Source organism: Rhizobium sp. 2YAF20 (assembly GCF_052114685.1).
Classification (GTDB): Bacteria; Pseudomonadota; Alphaproteobacteria; order Rhizobiales; family Rhizobiaceae; genus Rhizobium.
This window is the reverse complement of record NZ_JBFRFF010000046.1, coordinates 17,158-42,596: the sequence shown is the minus strand read 5'-3', so window position 1 is coordinate 42,596 and position 25,439 is coordinate 17,158. Positions and strand designations below refer to the sequence as shown.

Sequence of the window (25,439 nt, the reverse complement as noted above, 5' to 3'; positions counted from 1 at the left end):
GATTTCCTCCTGGCTCAGAAGCTTGCTCACCGTGCCCTGAACCAGACGGGCCAGACAGGGATGTCCGGCCTCCGGTCCGTGCTCGCGCGCATGGCGGGCCAAAAGCCGCGTCGTCCACAGTTCGTGCGGATAGCCATGGTCCCTGGCCTTGTCGCACGCCAAAGACACCAGCCAGGCTTTCGCCTCCGGCGTGATCACCGGCTCCTTGCCCGGCCGCGGCCGGTCGTCGAGTGCCGCAAGCGGGCCATAGCTCTCAGCCCGCTCAATGCAGCGCTGGACAGTCTGATGATGGACGCCAAGTCTTCGCGCAACGGCAAAGAACGACGGGTTGTCGCGATAGGCCAGCAGCATGGCGGCCCGCGATACTCGGCTCGCCGGCTCGCTTCGAGACCGCGAAAGTGCCGTCAACGTTTCAGTCTCTTGCTCGCTCATCGCCAGCTCGATCACGCGCCGCCTTGGTGCCATGATGAAACTCCTCGGTTGAATAATCTCAAACGAGGAATCCACGAACACACTTCAGGTTCCATCAAAGGCCGCTTTCATGGAATCGATCGTCTAGTTCCCGCCGGGCACGCGGTTGCCATAATTGGACGGCGGAGTCTCGCTGGTGACCAGGATGTTTCCCTGGATCTTGTAGGCGATCCGCAAATTGGCGGCGGCGGCCTGAAGCCAACCGACCGCACCTTCCGAAGTCCATGCCGTGCCATCCGCCGGCAGGCTCTCAAACAGGCCGACAATCAGAGGATTCACAGACGGGGAGCCGCTGTTGCCGCCCTGGTTTGATCCGCCGTCTCCACCGCCAGCGACCGGACCGGAGCCGCTCTGGTTGGAAGAGCCCGGATAGGAGCCGCCAGAAGGGCCGGACGACGTCGCAGGGGCCGAACTCGAAGATGCCGCGCCAGCGGAACTGGCATAGGTCCCGCCCGAAGAACGCGAGGAGGCCGCGTGGGACGAACCCGAGGAAGCAGCGCCAGAGGACCCCATAGCAGTTCCAGACTGTTCCCCGTGGGAAGAATACGTCGTTCCGCTCGTGCTCGATGCGGCTGCCGCACCGGTCGCGACGCCGACCGCATAGCCGCCCAGGATGTAGGCTCCGCGGCGATAATATCCACGGCCGTAGTCTCCGCCGCCATAGTCTCTGCCGCCATATCCTCCCAGGCCGCGGTCTCCACGACCATAATATCCACGGCCAAAGTATCCGTTGCCGTTACCAGAGACTTTGAAGTCGCCGGAATTGTTCACGGTGACGTTGCCTGACCCCTTTACGGCGATATTGCCTCCGGAGTTCATGAAGGCGCGGTTCTGGTTGATGTTTCCGCCAGAGTTCACCGTGTTGCGGATATTTCCGGACAAGTTACTCCCGCCGCGGCCAGGCCCGTCCGCCAAACGCCCCTTTGCGCCACCGAAGTTTGGCGCATGGGTCGGACGGTTCATCGGCGGACGGCCGTGGCTGGCCACCGGTGGACGCGGCACGCCCCCCATCTGCGGACGCGGGAGGCCGCCTGCCGGCAGATGCGGTGGCCCGCCCATCGGCAGACTCGGTAGGCCGCCGGGTGGCGGAGCAAATTGGCCAAAGGCAACATCCGATGCTACGGCCGTTATGCCGAGAAAGGCAATGAAGGTCCGTTTCAATAGGGTCATCACTTGCTCCCTTCCGTTCCCGACGCGACTGTGGGAGTGAGCTCGATCTCTTTTGCATCGGCAGGAGGTTGAAAGGCAAATTCGGAGTCGGAGAGAGAGGGCTGGGTCTTCCAGCTCGTGAATTCCGCGATGAAACTCGGCTGACCTGGGAGCAAGCGGTGGGTGACGATCAGGCGACGTGGCGTCGCCGCACTGTTCTTCTCGACCCACAATTCCAGGTCGACGCCGGATTTCTGGGAGAAAAACAAATGCCGGCACTCGACCCCGTCGACGGTAGCCGTCCCGACCTGCCACGCGGCCATGGCATCGCCCAACAGGATTTGGTCCGGAGAAGCTGCAAAAAAGGGCGCTAAGCGGAAAATCGAGGTCGAGCTTGTTTGTCACCTCGTCCAGCGCAGACGGTATGTCACCCGATGCGGGGATCATCAAGTACTGCTTGCTGTCGGGAAAGAAGACCGAGGCCGCTTTGCCGTCGTAGAACAGATTGTGGTTGCCGTCATCGCCGGTAAACTCGACAGCGATCTGGTCGGGCCGGTGCACGGCGATTTTCATCGTATGGAAGATGTGAAGCGGTTGCCCGAACTCGTCCAGGTAAACACTGATTGTTCTCGCCGTGATCGTCAGGTCCCTGGCAAGGAGAGTGTTGCCCATCTGCGAAACGGCGGTCGCGGCTTGATCGCTGATCGCCGGTTTGACTGGCGGGATCTGCTCATCTGCTCGGGCTGCCGGCAGTGCGACGAATCCTGCGAACACGCCAAGTGCGGCTGCCTGGACGGCACTCCGCAGGATTACACTTATCGGCGCTAGCCGCCGCAAGAACAAGCCCGTTGGCGGCGGCGCGCTGCCGGCCAGCCGTGCGGGTAAAATTTTGGGCGCCGCATGCGAGCACTCGCGTATCGCAGAGCCCTCCTGCCTGCTTGGGCCGATGATAGAAGGATTCGTGGCCAGCGAATGTCGCCGGCCCATCAAGAGGACCGGTTTTGGGCCGGAGCAAACTCTCATGTCATTTCCTGTGCGTTCTAAAGATTTTCGATGAAGGGCCCCGATCGCGGCTCTCCGCACGAATGCTGTTCTGGCTTCTGGAGCGTTCTTATCGTCGAAGACAAAGCCATCAACTCGGCGAGTCGCGTGCTGCTATCGCCCTCAGACCCATGCCGTCAGGCCTAGCGAGCGAGGCTGCGCTGTGGTCGCATGGCGCCGCAAAGTGTGTCGCCCCCATGTCCGCGACCGAGCGACGCTACTGCATGAACCAGCCGTGGCTCACGACCAACGACTGTCCTGTCACGGCATTGGACCTCGCCGCTGCGAAATAGAGAACGGCGTCGGCCACGTCTTCGGTGCTGGTGAACTCACCATCGACTGTGTCCTTGAGCATCACCGTCTTGACCACCTGCTCCTCGCTGATGCCGAGCTCCCGCGCCTGCTCGGGGATCTGCTTGTCGACCAGCGGCGTGCGCACGAAGCCGGGGCAGACCACGTTTGCCGTGACGTTGTGCTCGGCTCCTTCCTTTGCCAGCACCTTGGCCAGTCCGATCAGGCCGTGCTTCGCCGTGACATAAGGGGCCTTCAGCTTCGACGCTTCCTTGGAGTGCACGGAACCCATGTAGATCACCCGGCCGTAATTGGCGGCATACATGTGCTTGAGGCAGGCGCGCGTGGTCAGAAAGGCGCCGTCGAGATGGATCGAAAGCAGCTTTCTCCAGTCGGCGAATGGAAAGTCGACCAGCGGTTTGACGATCTGGATGCCGGCATTGCTGACCAACACGTCGACCTTGCCGAACCTGGCGATCACCTCGCCAACGGCCTTTTCCACTTGCTCCTCATCGGCGACGTTCATTGCCACGGCGAAGGCGTCGCCGCCCTTCTCCTTGATCTCGGCTGCCGTCGCGTTCGCGGCGTCGAGATTGAGGTCGGCGATCACGGGAATGCCGCCTTCGGCTGCGAAGCGAAGCGCGATTTCCTTGCCGATGCCGCTCGCGGCTCCGGTGATAACCGCCACTCTTCCATCAAATCGAGACATGGATAGTTCCTTTCAGTTGCAGGGGATCAGTCGTTTTGGAGATAGTCGAATACGACCTCGCCGAGACCGAGCGTCAGGTCGGCGATGTAATGGCTGGCCGAGGTGACCTCGCGCACGGGTAGACGCGCGACGTCGCACATTGCATGTTCGAACAATTGCAGGGCGGCCGGCCCGGCCCATGCGCCCTTCAGCGTCACATCCTCGAGATAGTAGCGCACAAGTTCGCAAATCCTGGGCGAGCCATCGACGTGCGGGATGACCTTCAGCACGAAGGCGGGCTTCGCCATTGCCTTTGCCAGCGGCTCCAGGGGGAGTTCGCGATGCTTGTAGCCCATGGTCGCCGTCGCACAGAGAACCGGGCCGTAGTGCAGCGTCCCGACCAGCGTTTCCTGCTCGTGCGACAGCTTCGGCGTCGCCAGCTTCTTCGGAAAGCCCCATATCTCACGCCCGCCGGCGATCGGCGAGTTGTCATCCAGATACATGGCGTGCACATAGCTGCCCTCCTGCACCTTGCCTGATGGCGTCGTGAAGCGTACCGGAATGACCTGCCCGGTCTCCGTATAGTCGCCGAAGCCGGTCGAATCCGGCATGCGGATGAATTCATAGGCGACGGTGTCGCCGATCACTTCTAGCGGCTCCGGCACGACGGCACGCAGCGCCTCCGGATCGGTCCTGTAGTTGATGACGACAAATTCGCGGTTGTAGAACTTGTAGGGCGGCCTGGGATAAGCCGGGTTGTTGAGCGGCATCGCAAAGGCATTATCGCGGACTGCGGCGATCTTCATGGTCGTGCTCTTCTCTTTGTTGAAATCTCAATCGAAGTCGAAAATGGCCACGCCGTCGGGCGTGTCGGGCCGCAGCAGCACCTCGGGGTGGCGCAGTGTTCGAAGGGCGTCGTTGTAGCCGGAGGTCCAGTGTTCCTCCATGGTCACGCGGGAGAACTCGTAATCCTTGGAGCTAGCTTCGTAGTTCTTGGCCCGGTAGATGAGCTGGACGATGTTGTAGACCTTCTCGTCGGCCTGCTCGACGAGAAGTTTGATCTCGGGATCGGTTAGCGGCAGGGCCTCTTGCGGGACAAGTTGCACTAGATGGCCGAGGGCGCGACGCAGACGCTGCTGCGTCTTGAATTGGTCGGTCGCCGCGCGCGTGCGGCTTGAGAAGCGGATATCCTTCTGACGAAGTTCGAGACCAAGGAGGTCACGCGGAAACGCGCCTCGCGCGCTCCATAGGTCGACCTGAAAGGCCAGCGTATCCAGGCGCGGCGAGTTATCGAGCACCCATTGCAGGGGCGTGTTGGAGACGAGGCCGCCGTCCCAGTAATATTCGCCGTCGATCCTCGCAGCCGGGAAGCCCGGCGGGAGCGCGCCGCTCGCCATGACGTGTTCGGGGCGGATCTCGTGCGTCGTCGTGTCGAAATACTCGAAATTGCCAGTGCACGCGTTGACGGCGCCAACGCTGAAACGCATGGCTCCTGCATTGATGCGGTCGAAGTCCACCAGCTGCTCCAGCGTCGTCTTGAGCGGCGCGACGTCGTAGAAGCTTTCGGCCTCGATGCTGCCGGGGACGGAAAAAAAGGGCGGCACCGGACGTGGCGTGAAAAAGCCCGGCGCGCCGTCCATGAGGGTGGCGAAGGCGTGTGCCTGATTGAGCAGGCCGTGGGCGAAGTCACCCTTCAGCCCGATCGCGTCCAGCATGGCCGAAAAAAGCGTGGGAATCCCAAGAGCCGGGGCGGTTATCATCTCCCAGAAGCTGCGGAGCACCTCCACCCGTCTTTCGGGCGGATTGCCAGCAATCAAGGCACTATTGATGGCACCGATGGAGATGCCGGCGACCCAGTCCGGATGCAGATCGGCTTCGGCCAAAGCCTGGTAGACGCCCGCCTGATACGAACCGAGCGCGCCTCCGCCTTGTAACAATAGCGCGACGCGCTCGAACGGCGGACGCTCTGTGAAGCGGTGCATCTTGTGACGGGATGCTGAGCTGCCATGCCATGTACCTCTTTTGTTGGGGCGCGCGCCAGATGTTGACAGCGCCCACTTAAAATGTAGAGTGGGCAATGTCAACATCGTTTCGGCAAAAATGTTGACATGAGCAACTTAAGAATCTAAATGGACGAATATGACCCAAGACATTTCCATTACAGAGCAGCGCCCCTACCACCATGGCGACCTGCACACCGCGATCGTCCGTGCCGCACTCGATGTCCTCAGCGAGTCGCAAAGCACAGAGTTTTCGCTTCGCGAGCTCGCCCGTCGAGCGGGCGTCAGTCATAACGCCCCGTACAAGCACTTTTCCGACAAGCGTGAATTGCTGGCGGCCGTCTCGGCGGTAGGGTTCGAGCTCCTGGCAAAGCAGATGACCGACGCGATGAATGAACTCGACAGTCCGCGCGAGCGGCTTGCAGCTATTGCTCGCGCTTATGTTTGCGGCGGCGTCAACAATCCTGCGCTCTACAGATTGATGTTCGGCGGCTATCTTGCCGGTCAGGACAATGGGCGCCCTGCGATCGAAAAATATGCGGCTTACAATATGAAAGCCCTACTGATGGGCGCAATAAGCGACGGCGCTCTCGGGCACCTCATTCCAAACACAACGGCAAACACCCGTAAAATCGATGGCGCCATTCTAATTTTCTGGTCGCAAATGCATGGCCTTACTTTGCTGCTGGTGGACCGCCTCGTCGGCCCCAGCGACAAGATGGAGGAGCTGACCGAGAGCGTCTTGCAAGGCATGCTCGACGGATTGGCAAATTGCATCCCTGCGTTACCAGCAGGCGCGTGGGTAGGTCCTCCGCTTGCCGAGTAGGACGTCTCAAGCTTTGCGCTAGGCGACCTGTCGGCATTTTGACGCGTACACTCGCAATTGGGTTAATTGAGCCACTCGCGCTGCGGCCTTCTGAAAGGAGTAGTCTCTTGAACGCATACATCTCTGCTCTGATGGGTCTCGCCGGCGTCGCAATCGGCAGCCTGGCCTCGTTTGCCACCACTTGGATGATGCACCGCGCAGAGGTGAAGGAAAGGCATCGCCAAGTCGAGGTTGCCAAGCGCGAAAAGCTGTTTTCCGATTTCATCACGGAAGCTACGCGGCTTTACGGTGATGCAATGAGCCACCAGAAGGACGACGTCTCTGACCTCGTGCTGCTTTATGCCTTAGTCGCCCAGATGCGTCTGATCTCATCCCGTCCGGTTGTGGATGCAGCCGAGCTGGCGATGGAAAACATCGTCGAAACCTATCTGAAACCCAACCGCTCTCTCTCTGAGATCCGAGATCTGGCGCGTTCGGGAGCAATGAACTTTCTTTTCGATTTTGGCGAGGCTTGCCGGGTGGAATTGGTGGCAAGGGCACCTGTCTACCGATGATGGGATCTTGTGGAACTCGGTCGTATCCGTCTTGATCAAGGTTTGTGGTCCCCACTACCGTTTTCGCGGATGATCGTGTTTGCGAGCCCGAAATCAATCCTCTTTGACGGGTTGGCCGCAGAGCGAACTTGAAGCGGACACATTCATCCCCTATCCACACTCTTATCGGTCTTGCTCATGAGCGTTCCAAGCGAACGCTCGCAATAGCCGAAGTCGCTTAAATGCTTTTGACCACGGATGTACTGGCACTGGTGTGAAGGGTGACGTTGAGAAGGTCGGTGCGGTTTCGCCCCGGCCTTTTTTGTTGCCTGAATGAAAGTTTCTTGCTTTCACCTTGAGCGTGTCGATGTGCGGATCGGGGACGAAGAGATTGATCCACGGCTCCAGAGGCCCCCGTACATCCGCAGCAGCGTGCCAGCTTTTACCCGGAACGATTTCGCCCCACAACCCGGACCTGGATGCCCTCAATATTCTATCGGGCGATAGCCGAGTGGCCACTTTGATAGCGGTGTAACCATCCAGCGACAAGGAGGCGGAAGCCTCATTCGTCCTGTTTCCTAAGTAGAATCATATATTTAACAGCGATATATGCGCGGGAGGTAAAAAACAGGCCTGTCGATACAGATACATCGAGGCTCATTCGGAAGTGCCAAAGGACATTGCGGAGGAGCGGGTCAACGGCAGACCTTTCCGCACTTGACATCCGCACAGCTGCACATAATGCTAGGATGTCAGACCAATTATCATGTGTCTGCACCAAAGAGAATATCGGGGAACGATGAAGGCGGACCGCATAGACAGGCCGGCGATAATGCCGCTTCCGGCGATGGATCGCGCCCGCCAGGTCACAGAGGCGTTGGCAAGCTATGTCCAGCGCGCGAGCCTCAAGGCCGGCGACCGCCTGCCTGCCGAACGGGAACTGATGACCGCCCTTGCCGTCGGGCGCTCGACAATCCGCGAGGCAATCCGCCACTTCCAGGCGCTCGGCGTCATCGAGACGCGGAAGGGAAGCGGAACCTACCTGCTGAAGCCTGTTTCTTCGGCAACGATCCACATGCCTTTGTCGATCGATCCCGTGCATCTGCGCGACGCCCTGTTGCAGACACTCGAAGTTCGCCGGGGGATAGAGGTCGAGGCGGGCATGGTCGCGGCACGCAAGCGGACCGCCGAGGACCTGGTGATCATCGAGGCAAAGCTCGATGAAATGGAACGGGTGCAGATGCTCAAGGGCGCCGCCGGTCCGGAAGACCTGGCGTTTCATCTTGCCGTCTATGACGCAACCCACAATCCACTGTTCAGGCAATTGCTGGAGCAGATGCGCGAAGCCTTCGAGCGCTTCTGGACCCACCCGTTCAACCGGCTGGATTTTGCCCGACGATCCTTTCCTTTCCACCGCACGCTTTTCAACGCCATCGTCGCCCAGGATCCCGAGGCCGCGCGGCAGGAAACGTTGAACATTCTCGAAATTGTCGAAGAAGACATCAAGGACATGTCCCAATGAGCAACGGCCCAGATCCGTTCGAACTTGCATCTCTCATCGTCGCCCACGACGAAGGCAATGCCTTCGAAGCTGTCGTGCCGCCGATCGTGCAAACCTCTCTTTTCACCTTCACCGATTACGACGACATGATCGCCTCCTATCGGGGTGAGAAAATTCGGCCGATCTACACGCGAGGACTCAATCCGACCGTGCGCATGTTCGAGGAGATGCTTGCAAAGCTCGAAGGCGGTGAGGATGCGCTCGGCTTTGCAAGCGGCATGGCGGCCATCTCTTCGACGGTCCTCAGTTTCGTCGAACCGGGCGACCGCATTGTCGCAGTCAACCATGTCTATCCCGACGCATTCCGGCTTTTCGGCACCATCCTGAAGCGTATGAAGGTGGAGGTCACCTACGTCGATGGCCGCGACGAAGAAGCCGTCGCCCGCGCCCTCCCAGGTGCCAAGCTGTTCTACATGGAAAGCCCGACAAGCTGGGTCATGGATGCCCATGATGTCGGCGCCCTTGCGACACTGGCAAAGGCCCACGGTATCCCGAGCGTCATCGACAATAGCTGGGCAAGCCCGATTTTCCAGCGACCGCTGGCGCTGGGCGTCGATCTTGTGATCCATTCGGCCTCCAAATATCTTGGCGGTCACAGCGATGTCGTCGCCGGTATCGTCACCGGGTCGAAGGCTCTGATCTCCCGGGTCAAAAGCGAGGCCTATCCTTATCTCGGTGGCAAACTGTCGCCGTTCGACGCCTGGCTTTTGATCCGAGGGCTTAGGACGCTGCCGATCCGCATGAAGGCGCATGAGGCGGCCGCGATGACCATCGCCAGACGGCTCCAGCAACTCGATATCGTCGAGACCGTCTGCCATCCAGGCCTTGCCAACCGATTGCCGGCGGGATTGACCGGCACGTCGGGGCTGTTCTCGTTCATCTTCCGCAAAGGCATCGATATCCGCGCCTTTGCCGATCATCTGAAGCTCTTCAAGCTCGGTGTCAGCTGGGGAGGCCACGAAAGCCTGATCGTGCCGGGCGAAGTGGTCCTTCAGCAGAAGGCTCAGCCAAATTCCGCGCATGCCTTTGGCATTCATCCGCGGTCCGTGCGTCTCCATGTCGGCCTGGAAGGAACCGAGGCGCTGTGGAGCGATCTTGAAGCAGCTATGGCCGCTGCTTCGCATTCCGACTGAAACATAGAGACCAGAACCTACTCAAAAAAGGGGGAACTATCATGAAAAGACTGCTGACTGCCGTATTGTTCGCCACGCTGATGTCCGGCACTGCATTTGCAGACACGACGCTCAAGCTGGTGGAAGTGATCACCAGTCCGGAACGCACCGAGACCCTGAAATCGATCGTCGGCAAATTCGAGGCTGCCAACCCGGGCACGAAGGTGGAGATCACGTCGCTGCCCTGGAACGAAGCGTTCCAGAAGTTCGCAACGATGGTGTCGGCGGGCGAAATCCCCGACGTCGTCGAAATGCCGGATACATGGCTTTCCCTTTATGCCAACAACGGCATGCTCGAAAGCCTCGAGCCCTATGTCGCCAAATGGCAATATACCTCGGGCCTGACGGATCGCGCGCTCGAGCTTGGCCGCTACGTCAACAATACCGCCTATATGCTGCCCTATGGATTTTATCTCCGGGCGCTGTTCTACAACAAGAAGCTGCTTGCCGAGGCCGGCGTCACCGAGCCGCCGAAGACGATGGACGAGTTCGTTGCCGATTCTCAAAAGGTCTCCAAGATCCAGGGCAAGTACGGCTACTGCATGCGCGGCGGACCGGGTGGTCTCAACGGCTGGATGATCTTTGCCGCGTCGATGGCCGGCTCCAACAAGTATTTCAACGACGACGGCACATCGACGATGAACAGCCCCGGCTGGGCCAAGGGCATCTCCTGGATGGTGGACCTCTACAAGAAGGGGCTCGCGCCGAAAGACAGCGTCAACTGGGGCTTCAACGAAGTCGTCGCCGGCTTCTATAGCGGCACCTGCGCCTTCCTCGACCAGGATCCGGACGCCCTCATCGCCATCGCCGACCGCATGAAGCCGGAGGACTTCGGCGTGACGCCGCTGCCGAAAGGTCCGGATGGCAAGTCCTTCCCGACTATCGGCTATGCCGGTTGGTCGATGATGACCGCCAGCCAGAACAAGGATCTTTCCTGGAAGCTGATCGCGACGCTGGAAGAACCGGAAGGCAATGTCGAGTGGAACAAGCGGATTGGCGCCCTGCCGATCCACAAGGCGGCGGAAAAGGATCCCTTCTATGCGGGCGCCCAGTTCAAAGGCTGGTTCGAGGAACTTGCCGACAAGAATACCGTGCCCACCGTCATGCCGACCTACCTGGAAGAATTCGCCTACTTCAAGGATTCGCTTGCCATCAAGACCAGCGAGCAGACGCTGCTCGGCGATATCTCGCCTGACGATCTCTCCAATCAATGGGCAGATTACCTGACGAAGGCGCAGCAGAAATATCTTGCCACCAAGAAGTAGCAAGGTCGCAGCAACAACCGGCGAAGCGGCAACTCCGCTTCGCCGCCGTCGGCGGAATATGCGCGCGACTTTCTTCATTTGAACGAACCAGCTGGCAAGCCGCGGCGAGATGCCTGCGAAGGGGAACCTCTGCCTGATGACGATAACTTCCGCTCCGCTCGACACACGTCCAGACCCGCGCCCCTTGAAGCGACGGATCGGCATTGCGATCGAAGCCTATCTGTACAGCGCACCCGCCCTGATCCTGATCGTGGCGGTGATGCTGGTACCCCTGGTCCTCGGCATCTCCTATGCATTTCGCGATATTCAGCTGTTGAAGCCTTTCTCGGGCGGGTTCATCGGCCTTGAGCATTTTCGCGAACTGGCCAAGGACAAGGCCTTCTACGGCGCGCTGCAAAATACCCTGTGGTGGACCGGCGCGTCGGTTTTCCTGCAATTTCTGTTCGGCCTCATTCTGGCCCTCCTGCTCGACAAGCCGTTCTGGGGTCGGGGCGTCATCCAGGCGCTCGTCTTTCTGCCCTGGGCGGTCCCGACCTTTCTAACTGGCCTCAACTGGGCGTGGCTGTTCAATCCGGTCATCGGGCCGATCCCGCACTGGCTCTATGCCCTTGGGCTAATGAGTGAGCCGGGTAACATTCTGTCGGACCCGCACTACGCGATGTGGGGTCCGATCATCGCCAATGTCTGGTGGGGCATTCCGTTCTTCGCAATCACTCTGCTGGCCGCCCTTCAGGCGATCCCGCGCGATCTCTACGAGGCCGCAGCAATCGATGGAGCCGGCGGCTTTCAGCGGTTTCGTTCAATCACCCTGCCATTCCTTGCGCCGACGATTGCCATCACCGTCTTGCTGCGCACCGTCTGGATCGCGAATTTTGCCGATCTGATCGTCGTCATGACCAATGGCGGCCCCGCCGATCGCACCCAGATCGTCGCCAGCTACATCTTCACCCAGGCCTTCAAGCGACTGGACTTCGGATATGCATCCGCAATCGCCCTCGTGCTGCTCATCCTGCTGATGGCCTATTCGATGCTCGTGGTGTTGCTGCGCCAGACGATGCTGAACAAGGATTGATGCCATGAGAGCCAAACCCATTCTCCTGACCGTGGCTCACCGGCTTGCGATCCTTGCCTATGTCGTATTCGCCCTCTTCCCGCTGTTCTGGCTGTTGAAGGTGTCGCTGACGCCGAACGACCTTCTTTATACCGAAGGCGTGAGGATGTGGCCGTCGCGGATCACCTTCGATCACTTCGCCTTCGTACTGAAACACAGCGATTTTCCGATCTTCTTCCGCAATAGCCTGATCGTTGCAGGCTCGACGGCGATCGTGGTGACGATCCTTGCGTCGCTTTCGGGCTACGCGCTCTCGCGCTTCACGTTCCGCGGAAAATACTGGATCGTCGGATTGATGCTGCTGACACAGATGTTTCCGCTGGTCATGCTGGTGGCGCCAATTTTCAAGATCCTGTCGCCGCTCGGACTGACCAATAGCCTGACTGGCCTGGTCATCGTCTACACGGCCTTCAATGTGCCCTTTGCCACTTTCCTGATGCAGTCCTTTTTCGACGGCATCCCCAAGGACCTGGAAGAGGCGGCGATGATCGACGGCGCCACGCAATTTGTTGCCTTTCGCCAGATCATCCTGCCGCTGACCCTGCCGGGAATTGCAGCGACGCTCGGCTTCGTGTTCACCGCCGCCTGGAGCGAGCTGCTGTTTGCCCTGATGCTGATTTCCAGCAACTCGGCCTCGACCTTCCCGGTAGGATTGCTGACTTTCGTGTCGAAATTCTCCGTCGACTTCGGTCAGATGATGGCGGCCGGCGTGCTCGCGCTTATCCCGGCCTGCATCTTCTTCCTTCTCATTCAACGCTATCTCGTCCAGGGCCTGACGGCCGGCGCGGTCAAGGGTTAGACAAATGGCATCGATCGATATCCGGAATATCCGAAAATCCTACGGCAAGGTGCCCGTGCTGCACGGCGTCGACCTCGATATCAAGGATGGCGAATTCGTCGTGCTGGTCGGGCCGTCCGGCTGCGGGAAGTCGACACTGCTGCGCATGATCGCCGGACTCGAGGACGTCACGTCGGGCGAGATCAGGATCGCCGGGCGCAGCGTCAATGGTCTTGCCCCGAAGGATCGCGACATCGCGATGGTTTTCCAGTCCTATGCGCTCTATCCGCACATGAGCGTCGCGGACAATATGAGCTATAGCCTGCGCCTGAAGAAGGCGTCGCGTGAGCGCATCGCCACCGTCGTTGCCGCAGCCGCAGCGAAGCTCGGACTTGGCCCCCTATTGGAGCGGCGGCCGAAGGCACTATCGGGTGGCCAGAGACAGCGTGTGGCCATGGGACGGGCGATCGTCCGTCAGCCGAAGGCATTTCTTTTCGACGAGCCGCTTTCAAACCTTGATGCCCGGCTTCGCGAGCAGATGCGCGCCGAAATCAAGAAGCTGCACGGCGATCTCAAGGCCACCTCGATCTACGTGACGCACGACCAGATCGAAGCCATGACGCTTGCCGACAGGATCGTCGCCATGCATGCCGGCGTCGTGCAGCAGGTGGGCAGTCCGCTCGACCTCTACGATCGTCCGGCAAACCTGTTTGTCGCCGGTTTCATCGGCTCGCCGGGCATGAATTTTCTGGAGGCAACCTACGAGATATCTGGCGAAAATGCCGGGATTAGGCTCAAGGACGGAACGCTCGTCGCGCTTAGAGGGCCTGCGCCGCTGGCGAATGGGGCACCCGTGACACTCGGCATCAGGCCGGAGCACGTCGTGATGACCAAGGATGGAACAGGCATGACGGCCGAGGTCGAATTGATCGAGCCGACCGGCTTTGGCATTATCCTGCACCTCAAGGTCCACAATCTGCCGTTCAAGATCTTCACGCTCGATCGCGAGGCACTAAAGGCGGGATCGTCGATCCATGTTTCCTTCCCGCAGCAATATCTGCATGTCTTTGACGATATCGGGAACAGGGTCGGTTAGTCGTTTATGCCAGTTCATGTGTCAAATTCCATCACCTGATCAGCGCACGATGCGCACGCTATCGGCGTGCCGATTTCGATCGCCACGTCGGTGTTCATCAGGGCGCCGGTCTGAACGTTCCGCTCGAAGATCGAGATCCGGTCGCTATTCTGGTTGGCGCAGAAGAGGTGCCGGCCCGAGGGCGTGAACGCCAGATTGCGCGGTGTTGCACCGCCGCATGGAAAGAAACCCACATGAGACAGCCTGCCACTTGTGGGGTCGGTTTCAAATAAAACGATGCTGTCGTGACCCCGGTTGGAGCCATAAAGGAAGCGGCCGTCCGGCGAGATCTGAATGTCGGCGCAGTGGTTTTCCGCGCGGTTTTCCTCAGGCACCGCAGGCTGCTCGTCGATGGCCGTCAGCTTGCCGGTATGGCTGTCGATCGCAAAGCTTGAGATCGTCGAATTCAATTCGTTCATCACGAAGAGGAATTCCCCGTTCGGATGAACGGCAATAGGACGCGGCCCGGCACCTGGCGCAGTCTTGGCAACGGCCAGTGGCTGCAGCGCGCCCTGTCGGACAGCCGATACGATAGAAGGTTATCGGTACCAAGGTCGGCGACAACGACGACATTGCCCGCAAGTTCGGTGCCGCTATGCGCATGGCTGCGCTCCTGGCGACCCTCGTTTGGGCCGGTCCCCTCCTGAGCCACACTGGAGATCGGCGGCGTCAACCCGCCATCGTCCCTGATACCGTAGACGACGACCGCCTGGTCCGGACCACCGCCGCCCATGCCGTAATTTGCGACCAATAGCTTGCGGTTGTCGCGCGCAACCGCATTGTGGGCGGTGATGCTGCCGAGCGTCGGCTGCATGTTGAGATAGATCAGCAGTTGCGCCTCACGATCGAAGCGGAACGCAGTGACAAGGCCTTCCTTCCAGCCGAAGATTTCCGAATTGGCATAGATCAGCGTGCCACCCGGCATCGACGGACAGAAAGGTCGGGTTTTCAATTTCAGGCGCCTCGTCCAGCTTCTGGACCTCAAGCGTGTCCTCATCGAAGCTGTAGACGACAAGGCCCCTGCCACGCGCGCCCTGGAAATAGGGCGCTTCGCGATTGAGCGTGCCGACGAATGCGAGATATTGAGAGCCCATGATTTCCTCCAATAGCTGTATTTGTTGCGGCAGCGCTAGCGATACTTGCGGCCCATAGCGGCATCCCTAGGCGATGGCGGTATAGGCAGCGACTTCTGATAACACTTGCAAAGATAATCCATATGTGAAAATATTCTTCACATAAGAAGATATTGGGGAGGATGAAATGCGAAATGCGGGTCGCCATCGTCGCACCCTCGTTCGCCTGCCTGTTGGCTCCCGCAGCAGTGCGATAGGAGATGACTGTCATGACTGCGCACGATGACCTGCCGCTGGCGGGCCTTGTCGTCATCGACATGAGCCAGTTTCTTTCCGGTCCCTATTGCACCTTGCGCCTGATGGATCTTGGCGCTCGTATCATCAAAATCGAGCGGCCGGATGGTGGCGATCTTTCCCGCCGACTTTACCTCAGCGATGGAGAGAGCGGCGATTCGACGATCTTTCATTCGATCAACCGAGGCAAAGAGAGCCTTGCGATCGACTTGAAGAACGAACGCGACATGCACGCGCTGAAGACGCTGATCGGCAAGGCCGACATCCTCGTCCAGAACTTCCGGCCGGCGGTGATCGAGCGTCTGGGGCTCGATTATAAAGCCGTGCAGGTGCTCAATCCGCTCCTGATCTATTGCTCGATCAGCGGCTACGGCGACAAGGGTCCGTTGGTCGCGCGTCCCGGCCAGGACCTGTTGGCGCAGGCGCGCTCCGGCGTCATGTGGCTTAACGGCGACGAAGGCCAGGGGCCAGTACCATTCGGGCTAGCGATCGGTGACATGCTTGCCGGCGCCGACGCTTGCCAGGGCATCCTTGCCGCCTTGGTGCGAAGAGGCATCACCGGCAAAGGCAGCCTGGTGGAAACCAGCCTGTTCGAAGCGTTGATCGATTTCCAGGTCGAAGTGCTGACCGTGCATATGAACAGCGGCCATAAGCTGCCGAAGCGTTCCTCTGTCCAGAGCGCGCATGCCTATCTCTCGGCGCCCTATGGCGTCTATCAGGCGACCGATGGCTTCATCGCGATCGCGATGACACCGATCGGCAAGCTCGCCGACCTTCTGAAGATGCCGGAGCTTGCGCCATATCGCGACAATCCGAAGAGCTGGTTTACGGCGCGCGATGAGATCAAGGCACTGATTGCCGAGCGCATCGCGACCGCAACCGCCGACCATTGGCTGTCCATTCTCGAACCGGCCGATATCTGGTGCGCGCGCGTCCTCAACTGGAACGAGCTGCTTGCCAGCGAGGCGTTCCTGATGCTCGACATGCTGCAGACCGTCAAGCGCGAGGACGGCGTCTCAATCACCACGACGCGCTCGCCGATCCGCATCAACGGGACACGGGCGAAATTCGACCGTGCAGCACCGCGGGTCGGTGAACACAATGCGGCGATTTGCAGCGAATTCGGGCTCGATTGACATGCCGGCTCGGGAGAGGGCCGATCAACCAAATGAAGGCTGCCGGTTCCGTGGCTGGTGCCCAGCCTTGTCGTTCTCTCAGCCTTCATTCTCGTTCTTTCCCGTTCGCCCTATGGCCGCAGGCTTTACGCGCTCGGCAGCAACCCGGGCGCGGCACCTCTGCCTTTGATCGACCCCGTGCGGATGTGGGCCGCCACATTTGCCGTCAGCGCATTTTTTGCGGCGCTCGCCGGCGTGCTGCTACTTGGCTTTACCGGTTCGGCCTATGGCGACGTCGGCCAACCCTATCTGTTTCAGACGATTGCCGCTGTCGTTGTCGGCGGAGCAGCGCTCGTCGGCGGAGGCGGAGGCTTTCTCGGCACGCTTGCCGGCGTACTGGTGCTGACAGAAATCAACACCCTTCTGATCGGCATAGGCTTCCAGCCGGCAGCGGTGCAGGCAGCTCTTGGCTTGATTATTGTTCTCCTCGTCTCGCTCTACGGTCGCGAGCGCCACGTCAGCGCAGCGATCTGAGGACATTTCGCTCGGTGCCAAGCTCTTCATCCTCACCTCATCACACCGGTTTATATTGCGCAAACCTCCAGGGAAGACTCGTCGTCCTCCGTGGATTTCTTTGCGCAGTGGTGGTTTTGATGCAGGCATGGACCGCGTTTAGGGCGGCACTTCGAGATCGCAGACGACGTCGGTTTCAGGAATCGGTTCTCAATGAGCCAGTATGGTTGCCGGAACTCCTGCCCTCCCCCCGGCGAAATTACCTGACCTGCACGACCGTCATCAAAAACGACGCGAGATATCTGGACGAATGGCTCCAGTTTCATCTGCTCATGGGCGTTGAGCATTTTTACATCTATGAAAACGGCTCGACGGATCACTCGCTGTCGATCCTGCTCCCCTATCAGGAAGCGGGCTTCGTCACCCTTGTGCCCTGGCAACATTTCAGCGTTTGGTCAAACACCCAGCGCCTGGCCAACGCTCACGCCATCGCCAATTTCGGCATGAGCACGACCTGGATGGCTTTCTTCGACGTCGATGAGTTCGTCTTGCCAACCGATGCTTTGTCCCTGACGGCGATTTTGAAAGAGCGTGAACATCTGCACGGCATCGGCGTGGCTGGGATAAATTTCGGGACAAACGGGCACCGCGCAATCCCTGGCGGTCTGGTGACGGAGAATTTCCGTCAGGCCGTACCGATGATGACGCAACGCAACCACGACGACCTCCTCAACGTCAAGTCGATCGTACAGCCGGGTCGCGTCTCATCGATTGAAAGCGCACATTGGTTCAACTATAGGGACAGTTCCGACGTTGGCTATAATGAGGATGGGGAACCGCTTGTTCGCTATCCCAGGCGACAGCCGCAAAAACTGAAGACCGACGTCATTCGCTACAACCACTATTATACGCGCTCGCTCGAGGAGTTTTCCGCGAAGGTCAACGGCTCCAACGTGCGAGGCACGCAGCTCGGTGTTCCAGCAGACAAGCGGTGGGCTTCCTTCAGGAAGATAGAGGAACTCGGCGTGCGGGATGATACCATCCAGCGGTTCCTTCCCGCCCTCAAGGCAAAAATCTTTGCCTGGCAAAATACCGGACCAAGACGTGTGAGTTCGTAGAGCACTATTTCCGGCAGTCGGTCAGCGGTGCGGGCCGGATTGCCTGCCGCGATAATTTAATGAAAACTAATATTGCGCTCATATAGAGTTGCTAGACATGGACCGACTGTTTCTGCAAAGGGCGCGCCAATCAGGTGCTGCGTAGGCGATCGCTCGCCCTTTAATGTCAGTGATTGAGAGCAGGCCTATCAGGATCACCGGACTTAAACTTCGCAACCACGGAGCGGTAGAAATTGGCCCATATCGTCATCATCAATCCGCGTTTCGAAACCTCCTATTGGGGGCTTGAACACGCACTTCCCCTTTTTGACGCGAAGGCAAATCTTCCTGTCGCCTGTCTTCCCCTTCTGGCGGCACTCACGCCGCCCGACCACCAAGTCACCTTGATCGATGAAAACGTCGAGCCCATCGACTACGATCTTTGTGCCAAGGCGGATATTGTCGGCCTGACCGGCATGATCGTTCAGCGCGCCGGCATGCTGGCAATCCTGAAGGAGTTGAGGAAGCGCGATTGCTTCGTCGTTGTCGGAGGCCCCTGGGTGACCGTCCAGGAGGACTATTTCGACGGGCTTACCGATGTGATTTTCGTCGGCGAGGCGGAACAGACCTGGCCGCAGTTCCTGCTCGAATGGCAGGAAGGTCGTCATTCCACGCGCTATGAGCAAACCGAAAAGACCGACATGAGCACTGTGCCGGTTCCGCGATTCGACCTTCTCAAGATGGACGACTACGCCGTCGGCAGCATCCAGTTCTCCCGAGGCTGTCCGTTTACCTGCGAGTTTTGCGATATCATTGTGGTGTTCGGTCGAAAGCCACGGATCAAGACAAGCCCGCAGATCCTTGCTGAGATTGAGGCGTTGCTTGCCGTCGGCATGGATACGGCGTTCATCGTCGACGACAATCTCATCGGCAATAAGAAGGCAATAAAGGACGTTCTGCGTGACGTGGTGGCCTGGCAGGAAAGCCATCACTACCCGATGACGTTTTTGACCGAAGCTTCGATCGACCTGGCCGACGATGCCGAGCTCATGCAATTGATGGTCGACGCCAATATACGCGTCGTATTCATCGGCGTCGAAACTCCCAACGAAGCTGCCCTGAAGGAGACAAAGAAGCTTCAGAACCTGCGGAAAGGGGGGACGATGCTCGAGAAGATACACACGATCCAGCAAACAGGGATGGAGGTGTGGTGTGGCATGATTCTCGGCTTTGACAGCGACGACGCCACGATATTCGACGCGCAGCGCACATTCATAAAGGACGCACGGATCGTAAACGCCATGGTCGGCATGCTGACCGCCATCCCAAAAACGCCGCTCTACACCCGTCTTTCCAAGGAAGGCCGGCTTGATCTCGACGATCCGCCCGCCTTTGGCACGAATGTCATCCCGCTGAACCTCAGCCGTGAAATCCTGCGCGACGGATATGTCTCTGTCATGAGCGACCTTCACAGCCCGTCGGCTTATTTTGACCGGCTTGACTCGCTCTATATCGACGCACGAATTCAACCGGAACGGACGCGGTTGCGATACCTGCGTCGCCATCCGTTCCGGCTATTGGCACTGAACAGCATGTGGGCTCTGGAAGCAGCCGGCATCTTCTTCAGACTGATGCGTCTGGTGCGAGAAGCCCCGTTACGGCAAATCTATCGCCAGCGCCTATTGAAGCTGCTCTTGCGGCGACCATCTCCCCTGGTGCTGCAGATCTACGCAATCAAATGCGCCATGCATTATCACGCGCATCTCATGGTCGGGAAAATGAGATCCGGGGGCGAAATCGTCAATTCATTCTGACGCTTTTGACGACTCCGGGGAATGAGACAGCCTCACTCCCCCTGACAGGCCACCGCTGATGTCGAGGCGACGAGCGGCAGACAGCTACGGAAATCATATCCGATCCGGTAGAAAAAGCTGCCGACCGGCGCGCCGTTCTTCGTGACCTTCTGCTCAATGATGTCGGTCAGGCGGGCAAAATGCCCGGCGATGGTGTCCTGGTCGAGATCGTTCCTCTTCAGCCCGTAGAGAATAACGGTCCGTCCTTTCATGTCGGCAGGTTTGAACCAGTAATCATACATCAGACCATCTTCGCCGAAGGGGCCGCGACCAACGGAGGTGCGCACGGTATCCTGGTCCTGCCGATTGTAAAAAGCGATCTCGCTCGCGACGAAATACTTGTCCATTCCGGCAAGCAGCACTTCCTTGCCGGTCGCCTGCTCGACGGTCCGTTCGATCAACCCAGCCTGCTGGCCGAACTCCTCCCACGCGACCGGCAGCGTGCGGATATTGCCGAAATACCCGACCATCGGAAAACCGAGAACAAGGTAATGCAGGGCAAGTCCGTAGAATACCAGCGTGATCGTCACGGTTGGAACCCACAGCCGCCGCATGAAACCGTCAAACCTCGACATATTGCCAAGGGCTGCAACGATCGTTGCGGAAATCGCCGGGAGAACGGCAAGCCACAGCGGTCCCGTCCAATTCGGCTTGATCTCATGAAACAAGCTGAATGCTACGAAAACGGACAATGGGACGATGGTATAGATCTTGATAAACAGGGACTTGCGGGACGCATCGCCGTCCACTTTTCCCATGAACATCTGGCCGCTTCTCGACACCAGGACGCCAATGGCCGCCATCAGACCTATCGGCGTCAACAGGATCAGAGCACTCGTGACCAGAGCTGGAAACGAGAAATTGACCGAGCTTTCCAGGCGCTGCGATGTCTGGAAGGAAAACGACGCCCAGCCATGGGTCGCATTCCAGTAAACCACCGGAGAGAAGAGGATCGCGGCGCCGACGGCGGCAAGATAAGGCTCCGGCCGCAGCAACCAACGCCGCGCCTTCGGGTCCAGAAGAATGAAGAGGAGCGTGGCGGGGCCGAGCAGCGCGATCGTATATTTTGACAGCATGCCGAAACCCAGCGCTATGCCCACACCCCACCAGGCCCGGCGATTGTCGGCGATCAGCGCCCGCTCCAGATAATAGAGCATGGCCGCCCACGCAGCAGTCAGAGGCACGTCCGGCATCATCATGAAGCCGGAGGAAAAGAAAAATGGCAGCAGCGCTACAAGAAGGACGCTGACAAAAGCCGGCGATTTTCCAAAGAGATTGCGCGAAAACCGAAACGCGAAATAGGCAGTGACCATCCACAGGAGATAGGCACCGATACGAACGCCAAACTCCGTATTGCCGAAGAGGCTTGTTCCCGCCCAGATCAGCCAGGCGACCATCGGGGGATGGTCGAGATATCCGATGTCGAGATGCTGGGAATAGTTCCAGTAGTAGGTTTCCTCCGGCACGAGGTCCACAAGACCGAGAAAGACCAACCTAAGTGCCAGCACGTAACACAAGACGCCGATCGCCGCGACGCGCCACCGGACGTCGGACGGCATGCGCACATTCGCAGCCGGGAATACGAAGAAGGCGTTGCCGAAATAGTTGATGACGGCAGCAACTGCGACGCCAAGGAGGATCGCCGCCTGTGGCGGCCATCCGAGCAATTCGACGGCACCTGCAAGCACCCCACCTCGCAACGAAAAAGCAAGGATGCAGATCGCCATGAAGCGCATGTAGCGCGGCCAGTCCCGCTCCGCTGGAGCCGGCCCGTCATTTGCGAACGCCCATCTGGAATTCAGGAAATAGTTGGAGACAGTGGCAACAACGAAGCTTACGACATGGGCCGTCACCAGCCTGAAGCCCATTCCAAACAATATCTGGAAGATCAGAATATCGAGGGCAAGGCCAATGAGGCCGACTGCTGCGAAGCGAGCCGCGTTTCCAAGCGAAACCGAACCTCCCGCCAGGACCAGAACGCGGCGGGCATAGGCAGCCATCTGCGCCCATCCGATCTTCGTTTGTCCCCGTACTCTGTCGTGGAAGACAATAGGAATCTCCGTCAGCCGAAGCGCATCACCGCCTTCGGCAATGATCTCAAGGCCGATCTTGAAGCCGGCCGCGGTCGGATCAACGGCCAGAAGCCGCTCCTTGCGCACGGCGAAGAACCCGGACATCGGATCTTCCAGGTCGGTCAACGGCCAGGCCAAGGCTCCCCCGAGCCGAGACAGGAGCCGACGGCCCCGCGGCCAATCGGGCGTGGAACCGCCCGGCACATACCGGCTGCCGACCACCATATCGCTTGTGCCTTCGATGATGGGCCGCACGAGGTTGTGCAGTTCTTCTGCCGGATGGCTGAGATCAGCGTCCATCACAACGACGATATCGCTGGTTGCAGATCTTGCCGCCGCAAGCACGTCGCCTGCCAATCCACGTTTGCCGCCGCCGCTCACAAGCCTGACAGGGGCCTTGGCTTCCCACGCGCGGACGCGCTCGACGGTGCCATCGGTCGATCCGCCGTCGGCCACCAAGACTTCGAGGGCTATATCGCCGCCTGATTGCGCCAGCAAGACCGACAGAAGAACGTCGATATTGTCAGTCTCGTTGAGGGTCGGAACAACAACCGAAATCAGTTGCTGGATTTTGGTGGTCATAGGGGATGTTGTACTCTGATGCAACGTAGCTACCTCGGTCGACTTTCGTGACCGACCCGAAAGAGTGTGGGAGGACCTCACGACCGTCTAACCGCCACGGACATAGAGCTGGAGCGTGAGGACACCCGAGCGGTTGTAAGCTGGTGCAGCCAGATATGAATGCCTGCGTAAATCGCGATCTGCACCCGCTTCATTTATGACAGTATCCTTTTTTAGCCAAGCGGTAACTATCGCCAACGAAGCTGACAGTCACCTGAAGGCTACCTTCCCCACCCGGCGCCGCGCCGGCGAAGAACGGCCATCAGGAGGAAAGAGCGCTAAGTGCAACAAGGACGATGAAAGGGAAATAGTGGCCGAAGCTGCATGATCGGGCGGTCGTTGCGCATCGACGCGGGGATTTCGCCTCAGGGGCCTGCGACAGCTATTGCACCGTCGGCGGAGCCATAAGGAAACGGCCAGGTGGCCGTTTCCAGCGCGCCTACGCACGCTAAGGAGAGCGAATTGAGATGATCAATCCACAACCACGTGCACTTGAAGAGCTCAGTTTAAGGCGTTCAACGTCATCGACGTGCCGCTGGCCGCGATATTCAGCCCCAACTGCCCCGTTACGCTGACCGTCTGGAGATGGATGGAGCCCGATGTGCCGCCAAACAATATGTTCGCACCGACCCCGGCGCCAATGGTGGCCTCGGCGGTAGCACCTTGGTAAAGGCCGCTCAACGAACCACGATGGTAACCGGCGGTTGGCGCGAACACTGCCCATACAAGCCGGCTGCGCGTGGTAAATCCAAGATCGACACCGAATTTCCTGACGGCGCCGCTATAATGGTCGGACAGTGCGCCTGATGACGAAGAATGGAAAACGCAGTCGATTTCCTTGGCGGAGCCAAGAACATAGCCGACGCCTCCGCCGATGTCACAGGTGAGATAGCCGATCTTCACGCGGTTGCGCTCGTCCTGCTCCGGGTAGTTGGTGATCAGGTCGGCAGCACTTGCCGCCGTCGCACCAGCCAAAGTCAAAATCGTCGAGAGAAGTGCCAGAGCAGGCTTATTCATGATCATATCCTTCCAAAATCGGTGACGAAAATGCAGCGGACGCATTGCACGCCGCTCTCTAAGTGACGATTTCCGCAACTAAAACGTAAGCCATTGCGGAATGATCTCAAGGGGGTAATGCGAGACAAAGGCTTTAAAAAGACAAACGCGCCCCAATGGCTTTTTGTTCGACCGCCGCTCACGCGGCTCGAACAAACCGCATCGCCTGCCAATATTTCACCGCCTCCCTTGCCTCAGGTCAGTTGCAGTGCCTGAGGTCGAGCCGCTACGACCGAATTGGCGGATCGAAGCTTCAACTGACATGCCAGCGCAACGGCAGCGCTGAGGATCGCCAGACTTTCGCCAATCGCCAGCCGGTTGTTCGAGTTGCTGAGAAGGGTGAATGCGAAGAAAAGCAGGATGAGGAAATATGCGTGCAAGGCGGCACGCGGGATGATGGCCGCAGACGCTGCCTGATAGACGGAACGGCAAAAAACGAAAAGCATAACCGAGAGAAATGCGGCACCGGCCAGACCGTATCGCACCAGAATTTCCAGGTAGCCGTTATGCGTCAGCGTATAGTTGACGCCTGTGTAGTGCGAATGGCGCCAACGAACGATCCACTCGTTTCCCCAGCCAAATATCGGGGCTGTCGAATACACCTCCCAGGCATTGGCCCATAGTTGCAATCGTTCGTCCATCGACAGGGGCGTGCTGTGATCATCGATCGTCTGCGACACTGCTGCGTCGAGCGTCTTGCCGGTCTTGACATCCTCCAGCATGAAGAACGTCGAAGCCACGGTCTGGCCGGCCGTCCGTTCAAGATTTCCGCGGACGGCGTAAACGCCAAAGGCAAGGATGACCGCGACGCCGGCAATGATGAGCATACCCATCCGCGGTCTCAGATCGCGCAGGATGACGAAGGCGATGGCGGGCGATGTCAGACCGAGGGCCAGCCAGACGCCCTTGGATTTGGCGCCGTAGATGCCAATAAGGCAAAGAATGATCAGCGGCGGCGTTATCAGTGCTGAAAGCAGCTTGAGCGTCTTGTCTGCGTTCGGCGTGGTCCGGTAGTGAAGCATCCAGCAGGTCGCGGCAATCAAAATGATGCCGCAGCAAACCGCCCCGTGAATCTGGTTATGTTGAATGAGCGGGCGGACGGTCTCGCCCGCGAAAATGAGCTGATAGTGCGTCGTGGTGGCAATGGTGAGGAGCGCAATTCCAAAATAGACCGCTACAATGCGTTCCATGTCCTGCCAGCACAGAAAGAAAATGAACGCAATCAGCGGAAATGCCAGGGGAATGCCGAATAGCAGCTCGCGATCGCCGGCTGGATGATCGGGTAGCAGATAAAACTCGATTAAAAAACGGCCCAATGCATAGACGCCCCAGGCAACGCACAGCCAGCCGCGCCAGTCCATCGGCAGATGGGGCGCCGTTTTCATGTACTGATAAAGTGCGATCAGGGCCAACACGGCGCCGGCATAGCGGTAGGCATAACTCTCAACCAGGGTGGCCGATGCCATGAGAAGCCAGAGGCAGCTCGTGACCGCAACCCACCCCGTTTCCGAGGATGACCGTGAGGCTGAAAGCCGGCTGACTGAATTCATCGCTTAACACCCTTGACCGTGGCCACTCTCGGGTCAGAGCGAATATTCGACCCTGACAACTGCGAATTATTGCAAATCTGTATCCCAGGATTATGAGCTCAGAATGAGCTTCCGACTTGCGATCTGTTGGCGGCCGCGGCGGAAAGACAAAAAATGCGCCGGGCCTGCTTCAGG

The 25,439-nt window shown here is 59.0% G+C and carries 21 protein-coding genes and 2 pseudogenes; 12 read left to right on the top strand and 11 right to left on the bottom strand.

From position 1 onward, the window contains the following. The 7 genes and pseudogenes from AB4Z52_RS31240 to AB4Z52_RS31210 all read right to left on the bottom strand — a co-directional run. On the bottom strand, nt 1-465 hold a 465-nt coding region (locus AB4Z52_RS31240), incomplete at its 3' end, for a helix-turn-helix domain-containing protein (RefSeq protein WP_442221745.1). Nucleotides 466-555: 90 nt separating this feature from the next. Further along, complete coding sequence (locus AB4Z52_RS31235; RefSeq protein ID WP_442221749.1) at nt 556-1,641, bottom strand: hypothetical protein; 1,086 nt, start codon at nt 1,639-1,641, stop codon at nt 556-558. After that, on the bottom strand, nt 1,641-1,943 hold the full coding sequence (locus AB4Z52_RS31230) for a DUF2092 domain-containing protein (protein ID WP_442221748.1): 303 nt from the start codon (nt 1,941-1,943) through the stop codon (nt 1,641-1,643). The genes AB4Z52_RS31235 and AB4Z52_RS31230 overlap by 1 nt, the downstream gene beginning before the upstream one ends. 112 nt (nt 1,944-2,055) lie before the next feature. Further along, nucleotides 2,056-2,292 (bottom strand): annotated as a pseudogene (locus AB4Z52_RS31225) (DUF2092 domain-containing protein); the annotation flags it as partial. A 586-nt stretch (nt 2,293-2,878) separates the two neighbouring features. Further along, entirely contained in the window at nt 2,879-3,661 is a 783-nt protein-coding gene (locus tag AB4Z52_RS31220; RefSeq protein WP_442221744.1) for a 3-hydroxybutyrate dehydrogenase, read from the bottom strand. Between the two features lie 26 nt (nt 3,662-3,687). Next, nucleotides 3,688-4,446, bottom strand: coding sequence for an acetoacetate decarboxylase (locus tag AB4Z52_RS31215; protein ID WP_442221743.1), 759 nt, complete (start codon nt 4,444-4,446; stop codon nt 3,688-3,690). A gap of 27 nt (nt 4,447-4,473) precedes the next feature. Then, entirely contained in the window at nt 4,474-5,622 is a 1,149-nt protein-coding gene (locus AB4Z52_RS31210) for a patatin-like phospholipase family protein (protein WP_442221742.1), read from the bottom strand. 157 nt (nt 5,623-5,779) lie between these two features. On the opposite strand from AB4Z52_RS31210, the gene AB4Z52_RS31205 reads away from it, so the two are divergent. From AB4Z52_RS31205 to AB4Z52_RS31170, 8 genes are all read left to right on the top strand, one after another. Further along, nucleotides 5,780-6,466 carry a TetR/AcrR family transcriptional regulator gene (locus AB4Z52_RS31205; RefSeq protein WP_442221741.1) on the top strand — a complete coding sequence of 229 codons (687 nt, stop codon included), beginning with the start codon at nt 5,780-5,782 and terminating at the stop codon, nt 6,464-6,466. Nucleotides 6,467-6,573: 107 nt separating this feature from the next. Continuing rightward, nucleotides 6,574-7,020 carry a hypothetical protein gene (locus AB4Z52_RS31200; RefSeq protein WP_442221740.1) on the top strand — a complete coding sequence of 149 codons (447 nt, stop codon included), beginning with the start codon at nt 6,574-6,576 and terminating at the stop codon, nt 7,018-7,020. Nucleotides 7,021-7,798: 778 nt separating this feature from the next. Next, entirely contained in the window at nt 7,799-8,521 is a 723-nt protein-coding gene (locus AB4Z52_RS31195) for a FadR/GntR family transcriptional regulator (protein ID WP_442221739.1), read from the top strand. Next, the gene (locus tag AB4Z52_RS31190; RefSeq protein ID WP_442221738.1) at nt 8,518-9,693 is read left to right on the top strand and encodes a PLP-dependent transferase; all 1,176 of its coding nucleotides are present in this window, start codon (nt 8,518-8,520) and stop codon (nt 9,691-9,693) included. Before AB4Z52_RS31195 ends, AB4Z52_RS31190 begins: the two co-directional genes overlap by 4 nt. Nucleotides 9,694-9,734: 41 nt before the next feature. After that, nucleotides 9,735-10,997 (top strand): ABC transporter substrate-binding protein, encoded by a 1,263-nt coding sequence (locus tag AB4Z52_RS31185; protein WP_442221737.1) that lies wholly within the window; start codon nt 9,735-9,737, stop codon nt 10,995-10,997. 136 nt (nt 10,998-11,133) lie between these two features. Further along, nucleotides 11,134-12,069 (top strand): carbohydrate ABC transporter permease, encoded by a 936-nt coding sequence (locus AB4Z52_RS31180; protein ID WP_442221736.1) that lies wholly within the window; start codon nt 11,134-11,136, stop codon nt 12,067-12,069. Between the two features lie 4 nt (nt 12,070-12,073). After that, nucleotides 12,074-12,907, top strand: coding sequence for a carbohydrate ABC transporter permease (locus AB4Z52_RS31175; RefSeq protein WP_442221735.1), 834 nt, complete (start codon nt 12,074-12,076; stop codon nt 12,905-12,907). 4 nt (nt 12,908-12,911) lie between these two features. Continuing rightward, nucleotides 12,912-13,982 carry an ABC transporter ATP-binding protein gene (locus AB4Z52_RS31170; RefSeq protein WP_442221734.1) on the top strand — a complete coding sequence of 357 codons (1,071 nt, stop codon included), beginning with the start codon at nt 12,912-12,914 and terminating at the stop codon, nt 13,980-13,982. Between the two features lie 14 nt (nt 13,983-13,996). Here AB4Z52_RS31170 and AB4Z52_RS31165 read toward each other — a convergent pair. Next, nucleotides 13,997-14,946: pseudogene (locus AB4Z52_RS31165) on the bottom strand (lactonase family protein). Between the two features lie 417 nt (nt 14,947-15,363). Here AB4Z52_RS31165 and AB4Z52_RS31160 point away from each other — a divergent pair. The 4 genes from AB4Z52_RS31160 (at nt 15,364) to AB4Z52_RS31145 (ending at nt 19,927) form a co-directional block, all read left to right on the top strand. Next, nucleotides 15,364-16,524, top strand: coding sequence for a CaiB/BaiF CoA transferase family protein (locus AB4Z52_RS31160; RefSeq protein ID WP_442221733.1), 1,161 nt, complete (start codon nt 15,364-15,366; stop codon nt 16,522-16,524). Between the two features lie 57 nt (nt 16,525-16,581). After that, nucleotides 16,582-17,037 (top strand): ABC transporter permease subunit, encoded by a 456-nt coding sequence (locus AB4Z52_RS31155; RefSeq protein ID WP_442221732.1) that lies wholly within the window; start codon nt 16,582-16,584, stop codon nt 17,035-17,037. 206 nt (nt 17,038-17,243) lie between these two features. Beyond that, nucleotides 17,244-18,134, top strand: a complete 891-nt coding sequence (locus tag AB4Z52_RS31150) for a glycosyltransferase family 92 protein (RefSeq protein WP_442221731.1) — start codon at nt 17,244-17,246, stop codon at nt 18,132-18,134. 233 nt (nt 18,135-18,367) lie between these two features. Further along, nucleotides 18,368-19,927 carry a DUF4070 domain-containing protein gene (locus tag AB4Z52_RS31145; RefSeq protein WP_442221730.1) on the top strand — a complete coding sequence of 520 codons (1,560 nt, stop codon included), beginning with the start codon at nt 18,368-18,370 and terminating at the stop codon, nt 19,925-19,927. Nucleotides 19,928-19,959: 32 nt separating this feature from the next. On the opposite strand, the gene AB4Z52_RS31140 is transcribed toward AB4Z52_RS31145, so the two are convergent. The 3 genes from AB4Z52_RS31140 to AB4Z52_RS31130 all read right to left on the bottom strand — a co-directional run bounded on the left by AB4Z52_RS31140 (nt 19,960) and on the right by AB4Z52_RS31130 (nt 25,265). Next, nucleotides 19,960-22,620, bottom strand: a complete 2,661-nt coding sequence (locus AB4Z52_RS31140; RefSeq protein WP_442221729.1) for a glycosyltransferase family 39 protein — start codon at nt 22,618-22,620, stop codon at nt 19,960-19,962. 540 nt (nt 22,621-23,160) lie between these two features. Further along, entirely contained in the window at nt 23,161-23,676 is a 516-nt protein-coding gene (locus tag AB4Z52_RS31135; RefSeq protein WP_442221728.1) for a DUF992 domain-containing protein, read from the bottom strand. 233 nt (nt 23,677-23,909) lie between these two features. After that, complete coding sequence (locus AB4Z52_RS31130) at nt 23,910-25,265, bottom strand: O-antigen ligase family protein (protein ID WP_442221727.1); 1,356 nt, start codon at nt 25,263-25,265, stop codon at nt 23,910-23,912. Nucleotides 25,266-25,439 lie beyond the last annotated feature (174 nt).

What these genes read in the sequence shown, in the direction of transcription:
- AB4Z52_RS31170 (WP_442221734.1), top strand. Translation starts at nt 12,912, where the DNA reads ATGGCATCGATCGATATCCGGAATATCCGAAAATCCTACGGCAAGGTG.
- AB4Z52_RS31215 (WP_442221743.1), bottom strand. Translation starts at nt 4,446, where the DNA reads ATGAAGATCGCCGCAGTCCGCGATAATGCCTTTGCGATGCCGCTCAAC.
- AB4Z52_RS31185 (WP_442221737.1), top strand. Translation starts at nt 9,735, where the DNA reads ATGAAAAGACTGCTGACTGCCGTATTGTTCGCCACGCTGATGTCCGGC.
- AB4Z52_RS31180 (WP_442221736.1), top strand. Translation starts at nt 11,134, where the DNA reads ATGACGATAACTTCCGCTCCGCTCGACACACGTCCAGACCCGCGCCCC.
- AB4Z52_RS31220 (WP_442221744.1), bottom strand. Translation starts at nt 3,661, where the DNA reads ATGTCTCGATTTGATGGAAGAGTGGCGGTTATCACCGGAGCCGCGAGC.
- AB4Z52_RS31135 (WP_442221728.1), bottom strand. Translation starts at nt 23,676, where the DNA reads ATGAATAAGCCTGCTCTGGCACTTCTCTCGACGATTTTGACTTTGGCT.
- AB4Z52_RS31205 (WP_442221741.1), top strand. Translation starts at nt 5,780, where the DNA reads ATGACCCAAGACATTTCCATTACAGAGCAGCGCCCCTACCACCATGGC.
- AB4Z52_RS31190 (WP_442221738.1), top strand. Translation starts at nt 8,518, where the DNA reads ATGAGCAACGGCCCAGATCCGTTCGAACTTGCATCTCTCATCGTCGCC.
- AB4Z52_RS31130 (WP_442221727.1), bottom strand. Translation starts at nt 25,265, where the DNA reads ATGAATTCAGTCAGCCGGCTTTCAGCCTCACGGTCATCCTCGGAAACG.
- AB4Z52_RS31195 (WP_442221739.1), top strand. Translation starts at nt 7,799, where the DNA reads ATGAAGGCGGACCGCATAGACAGGCCGGCGATAATGCCGCTTCCGGCG.
- AB4Z52_RS31230 (WP_442221748.1), bottom strand. Translation starts at nt 1,943, where the DNA reads ATGGCCGCGTGGCAGGTCGGGACGGCTACCGTCGACGGGGTCGAGTGC.
- AB4Z52_RS31140 (WP_442221729.1), bottom strand. Translation starts at nt 22,620, where the DNA reads ATGACCACCAAAATCCAGCAACTGATTTCGGTTGTTGTTCCGACCCTC.
- AB4Z52_RS31210 (WP_442221742.1), bottom strand. Translation starts at nt 5,622, where the DNA reads ATGCACCGCTTCACAGAGCGTCCGCCGTTCGAGCGCGTCGCGCTATTG.
- AB4Z52_RS31235 (WP_442221749.1), bottom strand. Translation starts at nt 1,641, where the DNA reads ATGACCCTATTGAAACGGACCTTCATTGCCTTTCTCGGCATAACGGCC.
- AB4Z52_RS31175 (WP_442221735.1), top strand. Translation starts at nt 12,074, where the DNA reads ATGAGAGCCAAACCCATTCTCCTGACCGTGGCTCACCGGCTTGCGATC.
- AB4Z52_RS31160 (WP_442221733.1), top strand. Translation starts at nt 15,364, where the DNA reads ATGACTGCGCACGATGACCTGCCGCTGGCGGGCCTTGTCGTCATCGAC.